The sequence below is a fragment of the Streptomyces palmae genome, from assembly GCF_004684805.1.
Taxonomy (GTDB): domain Bacteria; phylum Actinomycetota; class Actinomycetes; order Streptomycetales; family Streptomycetaceae; genus Streptomyces; species Streptomyces palmae.
Window position 1 is genome coordinate 1 of record NZ_SRID01000307.1, and the last position, 8502, is coordinate 8502.

7 protein-coding genes and 2 pseudogenes are annotated in these 8502 nt (G+C 73.3%); 2 read left to right on the forward strand and 7 right to left on the reverse strand.

Annotated elements, in window-relative coordinates; all coding sequences use genetic code 11:
- Both E4099_RS33725 and E4099_RS24750 read left to right on the forward strand, forming a co-directional pair.
- A pseudogene (locus tag E4099_RS33725) lies at positions 1-272 on the forward strand (hypothetical protein); the annotation flags it as partial.
- Positions 273-290: 18 nt separating this feature from the next.
- Positions 291-1046, forward strand: a complete 756-nt coding sequence (locus E4099_RS24750; RefSeq protein WP_135341331.1) for a bestrophin-like domain — start codon at positions 291-293, stop codon at positions 1044-1046.
- A 102-nt stretch (positions 1047-1148) separates the two neighbouring features.
- Here the strand turns inward: E4099_RS24750 and E4099_RS24755 are convergent, their stop codons facing one another.
- From E4099_RS24755 to E4099_RS24780, 7 genes and pseudogenes are all read right to left on the reverse strand, one after another.
- Positions 1149-1499 carry a zinc ribbon domain-containing protein YjdM gene (locus E4099_RS24755; protein WP_135341332.1) on the reverse strand — a complete coding sequence of 117 codons (351 nt, stop codon included), beginning with the start codon at positions 1497-1499 and terminating at the stop codon, positions 1149-1151.
- Positions 1500-1778: 279 nt separating this feature from the next.
- Positions 1779-2570, reverse strand: coding sequence for an alpha/beta fold hydrolase (locus E4099_RS24760; protein WP_135341333.1), 792 nt, complete (start codon positions 2568-2570; stop codon positions 1779-1781).
- Between the two features lie 93 nt (positions 2571-2663).
- The gene (locus tag E4099_RS24765; RefSeq protein WP_245245142.1) at positions 2664-4874 is read right to left on the reverse strand and encodes a LuxR family transcriptional regulator; all 2211 of its coding nucleotides are present in this window, start codon (positions 4872-4874) and stop codon (positions 2664-2666) included.
- A 126-nt stretch (positions 4875-5000) separates the two neighbouring features.
- Positions 5001-5426: pseudogene (locus E4099_RS35260) on the reverse strand (P-loop NTPase family protein); the annotation flags it as partial.
- Positions 5427-5504: 78 nt separating this feature from the next.
- Positions 5505-5708, reverse strand: coding sequence for a ferredoxin (locus E4099_RS24770; protein WP_425348272.1), 204 nt, complete (start codon positions 5706-5708; stop codon positions 5505-5507).
- Positions 5705-6949, reverse strand: a complete 1245-nt coding sequence (locus tag E4099_RS24775) for a cytochrome P450 (protein ID WP_245245144.1) — start codon at positions 6947-6949, stop codon at positions 5705-5707. The genes E4099_RS24770 and E4099_RS24775 overlap by 4 nt, the downstream gene beginning before the upstream one ends.
- A gap of 9 nt (positions 6950-6958) precedes the next feature.
- A partial coding sequence (locus tag E4099_RS24780; protein WP_135341336.1) for a long-chain-fatty-acid--CoA ligase occupies positions 6959-8502 on the reverse strand: 1544 nt, incomplete at its 5' end.

Below are 8502 nucleotides of genomic sequence, written 5' to 3' on the forward strand. Positions count from 1 at the left end.
CGCCCTCGGCCTCGCCCTCTCGGCATACCGCCCAGCCGGCGCGCACCCGGCCCCCGGCGCCCGCCGTCCCGCCGTCCGCCCGGCCCGCGCCGGACCCGGCACCGTCCCGGGTCGCGCTGCCTCCCGCCTACCACCGGCCCGCCGGGCACCAGGTCCGGCACCACACCTCGCCGGTCACCGCGACGTTGCTGCTCACCGCGCCCGCCGTGCTGGCCGCGGCCACACTCCGCCCCCGTTCGCGCGCCGGCTCCCGCGGCCGGCGGCGCGGCTGACGACCCTGGAGGTCTGCCATGTCCGAATGGCTGGTGCTGCTCCTCGCGATGGCCGCGGTATGTGCCGTGGTGCTGGCGATCACCGTGCTCAAGGAGCGCCGGGTGGGTGAGGACTACGACCCCTCGGAGACCCCGGATGTCATCGAGTACATGACCATGATGATCGGGGTGGTGTACGCCATCGTGCTCGGTCTGGCGATCGCCGGAGTCTGGGAGTCGCGCGGCGCCGCCCAGGACGAGGTCCGGCGGGAGGCGCAGGCCCTGTACGAGGTGAGCGAGCGGGCCGCCGCCTATCCCCCGCCGGTGCGGGACCGCATCCGAGCGGACGTCGAGGCGTATGTGGACCATGTGGTGCACCGGGAGTGGCGGGTGATGCTGGACGAGGGCGAGCTGACCGAGCGCGGCGACGATCTGCTGCGCACTCTGCGGCTGGACGTCGTCCGCCATGAGCCGCGGGGCGAGGTGGAGGCGCAGACCTACCAGCCGCTGGTGGACCAGGTGGCCGCGGTGTCGGACGCCCGCGGGGCCCGGGAGCAGAACGCGGGGCCCGCGCTTCCCGGGGTGGTCTGGTTCGGGCTGGTGCTCGGGGCGGTGGTGACGGTCGGCCTGGTCTTCACCCTCCAGATCCGCCGATCACCACGTGAGCTACTGCTGTCCGGGCTGTTCAGCATGCTGATCGCGTTCCTGCTGTTCCTGGTGTGGGACCTGGACGCCCCCTTCGGGCGGACGGTGGCCGAAGGCACCCAGGCGTTCACCGACCTGTTCCCCGGCTGACCGGCTGCCCGCACCTGCCGGCTGCGGCGCATGCCAGGGCCCGACACACGAGACCGCCCCGGGACCTCGTCTCGGGGCGGTCTGGCGCAGCGGGCTGCCGGGTCAGGCCTTCTTGACCACGCTGGACTTGAGCTGCATGGCCCCGAACCCGTCGACCTTGCAGTCGATGTCGTGGCCGTCCACGCCGTCGACCAGGCGGATGTTGCGCACCTTGGTCCCCGCCTTGATCCCGGTCGGGCTGCCCTTGACCTTCAGCGTCTTGACCACCGTCACGGCGTCACCGTCGGCGAGCACGTTGCCGAACGCGTCCTTGACCACCTTGCCCCCGGTGTCACCCGCGGACTCCTCGGACGGCGACCATTCGTGCCCGCACTCGGGGCAGACCAGCAGCGCACCCATCTCGTAGGCGTACGCACCGGAGCACTCGGGGCAGGCGGGGAGGTTGTCACTCATCGCACCAGGGTCTTTCGGTCAGTGGGCTGATATGCGGGACACACGGGGGGTCAGTGGGTCGGCTGCCGATCGGCCGGGCCTGCCGCTTTGGGGCCGGAACGCGACCGGCCTGGTCGGCGGTCCCGCGGGCCGGGCGGGCGGCTCCTCGGCTTCCCCGTCCCGCGCCTGCCCGCCCGGGCGGACACGACTGCGCTGTACCCGCGGCTACCGGGCGGGCGGGCACAGCCACATCAGCATGTATGCAGTTGCTAAATTTTGCAATTCCTCGTGCCCGGGCTTCTACGGCTGGTGCGAGGTGGCGGTGAGGAAGTCCAGGACCAGGGGGCCGGCGTGGGCGCGGGCTTCCTCGAAGTAGGCGTGGCGGGCGTCGGGGATCAGGTGGAGTCGGGCGTCGGGGATGCGGTCGGCGAGCAGGAGCGCGTTGGCGGTGGGGTTGAGCAGGTCGTCGGTTCCGTGGAGGACCAGGGTGGGAGCGCTGATACCGGGCAGGAGGTCCCAGGCGTTGTGCCGGTTGCTGGCCGCGAGGTGGTGGCGCCGGGAGTGGGCGGGCATCCGGGGGTCGCCGAGGGTGTGGTGCGGGCCGGGGTGGTCGGCGAGCCAGCGGGGGGTGTACATGAGCTCCAGCAGGGCCTGCCGCGCGGCTCCGGGCTGGGACCGGGCCAGGGCCTGGCGGACGTCGTTGTCGCGTTCGATGCCGTGCGGGCCGCCGGGTGAGGTGCAGCCGAGGACCAGGGCGCTGACCCGGTGCGGATGGCGGGCGGCGAGTTGCTGGGCCACCCGGCCGCCCATGGACGTGCCGTAGACGTCGGCCCGGTCGATGCCGAGGTCGTCGAGGACGGCGATGACGTCCTGGGCGAACAGTTCGGTGCTGTGCGGGGTGTCGGGCTTGTCACTGTCGCCGGTGCCGCGGTAGTCGAGGGTGAGGGTGCTGCGGGCCAGGTGGAAGTCGGCGCGCACCGGATCCCACCAGTGGTGGTTGTTGGCCTGGCCCGCCAGCAGGACGAGTGGCGCTCCGTCGCCTTGGAGCTGGTAGGCGATGCGGGTGCCGTCGGGTGTCGTCGTGTACGTCATCGGCTGGCTTCCTCGGCTCCGGTGTGAGCGGTTTCCGGCAGGGGTCCGCCGGGTCTGCCCCGCGAGAGGCTTCACCATGCCGCATGCTCACGGTCAGGCGCTCTCGTCGACGCTGTCCTTGAACTCGACCGGGGGCAGTTCCTGGCGGCGGGTGATCTTGAGTTTGCGGTAGACCCGGGTGAGGTGCTGCTCCACGGTGCTGACCGTGATGAACAGCTTGGCGGCGATCTCGCGGTTGGTGTACCCGTGGGCCGCCAGTGCCGCCACCCGGCGCTCGGAACCGCTGATCCGGGAGGCGCCGGGCACCCCGGCGAGTTCCGGGACGTCCTCCTCGGCGCGGGCCGGGGCCACCGTGTCGCGCAGCGGCTGGGCACCGCAGTCACCGGCCATCCGCCACACCCGGCGCCGCATCATCGCGGCCCGCGCCTCGTCCCCGGCGGCCCGGTGGGTGTCGGCCAGATCGGCCAGTGTCCGGGCGAGTTCGTGGACGTCGCCCGAACGGTACAGCTCGTCCACCGCCTCGGTGAGCAGCCGGCGCCGGTCGCGGGCCGGGGCCACCGCGGCCAGCAGGCGTCTGGTGGTGCCGCGGGTGCGGGCGCCGGCCTCGTGGAGGGCCGCGTGCTGTTCCTCGAGGAGCTCCTTGGCCTCGGCCTCCCGTCCCAGCTCCAGTAGCGCCTCCGCCGCGTCCAGTCGCCAGGGCAGCAGGGCGGGCCGGTCGACGTCCCATCGGGCGGCGAGCCGTCCCATGCCCAGGAAGTCGTTCAGTGCGGCGTGCCGGCGGTTGGCGGCCAGGTGGTAGCGGCCCCGGGCCCGCAGATAGGGCAGCATGTCGAGGCCGTCGGCCGACTCGTCCGGGACCGGCGCCGCCAGCAGCGCCCCGGCCTCGGCGTACCGGCCCATGGCGGTGAGCGCCAGGACGCGGGTGACGACCGGGCCCATGCCGTACCCGCTGCGACCCGCCGTCGGGGCGTGGCCGAGTGCCAGTCGGCCGTACTCCTCGGCCTCGGGGAACCGGCCGCGCAGCAGTGCGGTCTCGGCGAGCAGCGCGCAGCACAGCGACTGCCAGCCGGGCGCGCCGCGCCGGCCCGCCTCCTGGTAGAGCCGGCGGGCTCGGACCGCCGCCCGCTCGGGCCGTCCGGCGAAGGCCAGCAGCCTCAGCTGGTTGACGATGTCCGGCAGGGTGGCGTCGACCAGTGGGGAGGCGTCCAGCGCCTGCTCGGCCTCGGCGGCCAGTTGGGGGTCGGCGGGGCGGTCCGGCGGCAACCACAGGAGGCCGGCCGCCAGCAGGGCGGGCGCCGCCGGTGGCGCGGCCGCCGCTCCCTCGGCGGTGGAGCGTGTCGGGTCGGCGCCGAAGCCCCGGGGGCAGGTGTGCAGCAGCGTGGCGCCCGCGGCGTGCGGGTCGCCACCGGCGCCGGCCAGTTCCGCCGCCGTCGAGGTCCTGCCGTGCAGCAGCAGCATTCTGACCAGTTGTTCGCCGGCGGTCCCGGGGAGCAGTCCGGCCCGCTGGGCGCCGACCGGGCCGGCCAGCCGCTGCTCGGCGTGGAAGGGGCTGAGGCGCCAGGTGACCTGGGTGATCCGGGCGTCGATGGCGGCCCGCAGTTTGTCGTCCCGGCAGCCCTCAGCGGCCAGTTCGAGGTAGTCGACGGCCAGTTGCGCGCGGTCCTCGGCGAGTGCGTCCTCGGCCGCGCCCTGGAGGACCGACCGGCTCCATGCCTCGTCCACATGGCGGGCCGCCAGCAGGTGCGGGGCGACGACCGGGGCGGGCATCGCCGCGGCGTGCAGCAGCCCGGCCGCCGCCCGGTGGAGCGCGGCGCGGCGGGCCGGGGGCAGTTGCTCCCGCACGGTCGCGGCGGCCACCGGGTGCCGGAACTCGTAGCCGTCGAAGACGCCGGCCTCGTCCAGGGCCCGTACGCGCTGGGCGACCGCGGCGGCGGTGGTGCCGAGCAGCCGGGTGAGCAGGTCGGGGGTGCTGTACTCGCCGAGTACGGCGACGGCCTCCGCGATCTCGCGGGTCCGCAAGCCGCCGCGGTGCAGGCAGGCGAGGACGGCCCGGGCGAACGGGCCGCCGACCGCGGGCCGCGGGGTCCCCGCGGCCCGCTCCGGATCGGCCTGGTGCTCGGCGAGCAGGGCGCGCAGCAGCAGGGGGTTGCCGCCGCTCGCCGCCCACCAGGGGTCGCCGCGCCGCGGTTCACCGGTGGCCTCCCGCGGCCGGTCGGCGAGGAGGAGGGCGACGCCCTCCGGGCTGAGCGGGCGCAGCCGCAGACGGCGGAAGTTCTCCTGCCGCAGCAGTTCGGTCTCGAACACCGGATCCCGGTCGGGGTGGTCGACGGATTCCGCGAAAATGAGGGTGAGTCCGGCACATCGGATTCGCTTGGCTATCGCGAGAAGATATCGCAGTGATAATCCGTCGGCATGCTGGACGTCATCCGCGCACAGGATGATCCGTCGTCCCGAGGCGGCGTCCGCCAGCGCGGCGCCGAGCTCGCGCACGGTGTCGGCGTGGACGCTGCCGGTGGCCCGGATGCGGGGTTTCGCCCGGGGAAAGGCGCATCCGTCGAGGAGTTGCCGGAGCAGCCCGGGCGCTCTGAGTCCTTCCTGGTGAACGCCGGTCGCGCTGAGGACGAAGGCGCCGTCGGCGGCTGCCCGGGTCGCGGCACATTCCAGTGCGGCGCTTTTCCCGCAGCCCACCGCGCCTTCCAGGAGAATGATCTGTGAAGCGCCGTTTGCGCTTTCGGAAACGCTGCCCAAAAGCGCTTCCACTATCTCGTCCCGCTCGATAAGCAAACCTGCTCCCCCGTGCCGCGATCCGGTCTCGTCAGTGTAGGCAGGGGGTATCCGAGGCTGTCGATCAAGCACGTGGCAAGAATCGGAATTGGCCGAAAACGCACTCCGGGCCCGGGCGTGGGCCCGGACCCGGAGGAGGCGGCGAGAGGTCTACTGGTCCAGGGTGATCACCTGGGCGGGGCAGTTGCGGGCGGCGGTACGCACCGCTTCGTGCTGGTCCGCGGACGGGCTGTCCTGCACCAGGACCACCACCCCGTCCTCCTCGCTCTGGTCGAAGACCTCCGGCGCGCTGTACGCGCACATCCCGGAGGCCACACAGCGATCGGCGTCGATCGTCACCTTCATGGCCGTCATCGTCCTTCTTCGGCGGGCAGGATGGCGTCCCACGCTACGGGCAGCGCGGCGGGCCCGTACACCGGGGTTCCGGTCTTGAACCGGATGTCGGACAGCGGCACAGCCAGGCGCAGCGAGGGGACGCGCCGCAGCAGGGTCCGCAGGGTCACGGTCAGCTCCAGCCGGGCGGTCTGCTGGCCGATGCACTGGTGCGGTCCGTAGCCGAAGCCCAGGTGGCCGTCGGTCGGCCGGCCCACGTCCAGCCGGTCGGGGTCCTCGAAGGCGGAGGGGTCCCGATCGGCGGCCTGGACCGCGAGGACCACGAAGTCCCCCTTGGCCACCGGGTGTCCGCCGATGTCGGTGTCCCGCACGACCTCCCGGGTGAGTCCGGGGGCGCCTCCGAAGTAGCGGGCCAGCTCCTCCACCGCGGCGGGCACCAGGGAGGGGTCCGCGCGCAGTCGGTCCAGTTCCCCGGGGTGGGACAGCAGGGCCAGCAGACCGTGCGTCATCACGGTGGCGGTGGTGTCCCAGCCACTGGTCAGCAATCCGGCGCTCATCCGCATCAGTTCGGTGTCGGTGAACGGCTCGGCGGCGCCCGCGCTGCGCTGGATCATGCGGCTGATGGCGTCCTCACCGGGGTTCTCCCGGCGTTCCCGGATCAGCCCGTGCACGTACTCGAACAGCGGCTGGGTGCCGGCCTTGAGGCCGCCGGCGCTGGTGGCGGAGCCGAACATGGCCGCCGCCGAGTCGTGGAAGAGCTTCCGGTCGGAGTAGGGCACCCCCAGCAGTCCGCCGATCACGGTGGTGGTCACCGGGATGGCGAAGTCGGCGTAGAAGTCGGCGGTGCCGCCGGCCGCGGCCATCAGGTCCAGCCGTTCGTCCACGACCCGCTGCACCGTCGGGCGCAGCTCCTCCAGTCGCTTGGGCATGCCGATCTCGGGGCCGAAGTGCCGTCGGAAGCGCTGGTACTCGGGCCCGTCCATCCGGGTGAACTCGCCCTCCCCGATGGGCAGGTCCGGGTTCATGTGGGCCAGGACGTGGGCGGCCTGGCCGGGCCGGCTGCTGAACCGCTCGGAGTCCCCGAGCACCTCGCGTACGTCCTGGTAGCGGGTGACCAGCCAGGCGGTGATGCCGGTGGGGCACCGCACCCGGGTGAGGCCGGGGCGCTCCCGGAACGCGGCCATCTCGGGCGGCGGCCCGAAGGGGCACTCCTCCAATCGGGGGACGGGGAGCGCCGGAAGTTCTTCGATCTGGTGCGGCAAGGGATCTCCCTAGGAGTCTTCACGCAGGTCGCGGCGGAGGACCTTGCCTCCGGCGTTGCGCGGCAGCGAGTCCATGAACACGTAGGCCGTGGGAATCTTGTAGTCGGCCAGCCGCTCGCGGAGGAAGAGCATCAGCTCGCGTGCGCCGGGCCGGGTGCCGGGCCGGGGCACCACACACGCCCGGACGGCCTCACCGCGCACCTGGTCGGGTACGCCGACCACGGCGGCCTCGGCCACCGCCGGGTGCTCGCTCAGGGCGCTCTCCACCTCGGCCGGGTAAACGTTCTCCCCGGCGACCAGGATGACGTCCTTGATGCGGTCCCGGATGTAGAGGTAGCCGTCCTCGTCGAGGAAGCCGGCGTCCCCGGTGTGCAGCCAGCCGTCGGCCAGGGTGCGCTCGGTCTCCTCGGGCCGCTGCCAGTAGCCGGCCATCACCGCGGGGGTGTCGATGCGGATCTCCCCCACCTCGCCGCAGGGCAGCGGTTCGCCCGCGGAGTCGACAACCTGCACGGCGACGCCCGGGTACGGCCGCCCGGCCGCGGTCAGTCGCGGGCTTCCCGGGACGTGCGCGGCCGGCGGCAGGCAGACCGCGGAGGCGCAGGTCTCGGTGAGCCCGTAGATCTGCGCGAACCCGCAGCCCATGGTCTCCAGGCACTGCTTGAGCAGCGGTTCGGGGATGGGCGAGCCGCCGTAGACCACCTTGCGCAGACCGGTGAAGTGCCCAGGTCCCACGCCGGGTTCGGCGAGCAGGATCTGCAGCATGGAGGGGACCATCAAGGTGGTGGTGATGCCGCCCTCGGCGATCAGTCCCAGGGTGCGCTTGGCGTCGAATCCCTGGGAGAGCACATTGGTGGCCCCGGCCCTGAAGCCCTGGAGGAACCACCAGGGCCCGCCGATGTGGTGGCCCGGCAGCACGTGCAGGATCCGGTCGTCCTCGCGCCAGTCGATCCAGTCCAGCTGGTGGCGGGCCAGCAGGTCGTTGACGGCCCAGAAGCTGCCCTGGGAGAGCACCACGCCCTTGGGGGCGCCGGTGGTGCCGCTGGTGTAGATCTGGGCCAGGGCGTGCCGGGGGCCGGTGGCGCTGACCGGGTCGGTGTCCGGCTGGTCGGCCTTCCAGCCGAGGAACCCGCTGCCGTGCGCCGGATCGGCGTCCAGGGTGAGGACGGTGCGCAGGCTCTGCGGCCGGGGGGTCAGGGCGTCCACCGCCGGCAGCCGGTCGGTCTCGGTGAAGAGGATCTCGGCGCCCGAGTCGCGCAGTACGTGCCCGATCTCGGCGGGGGTGAGCCGGGGGTCCACCGGGACCAGCACGGCGCCGGTCTTGGCGCAGGCCAGCAGCAGGTCGTAGTAGTGCTCGGTGTCCTTGGCCAGGTAGGCGATCCGGGCGCCGGGGGCGAGTCCTTCGGCGCGCAGCGCGTGGGCGGTGCGGTTGCTGCGCAGATGCAGTTCGCGGAAGGTCAGCCGCCGTCCGTCGCATTCGACGGCGATCCGGTCGGGCCGGGCCTCGGCGTGGTGGGCCGAGGTGGCGGCGAGGGTGGGGAAGCGCGGTTCGGGGC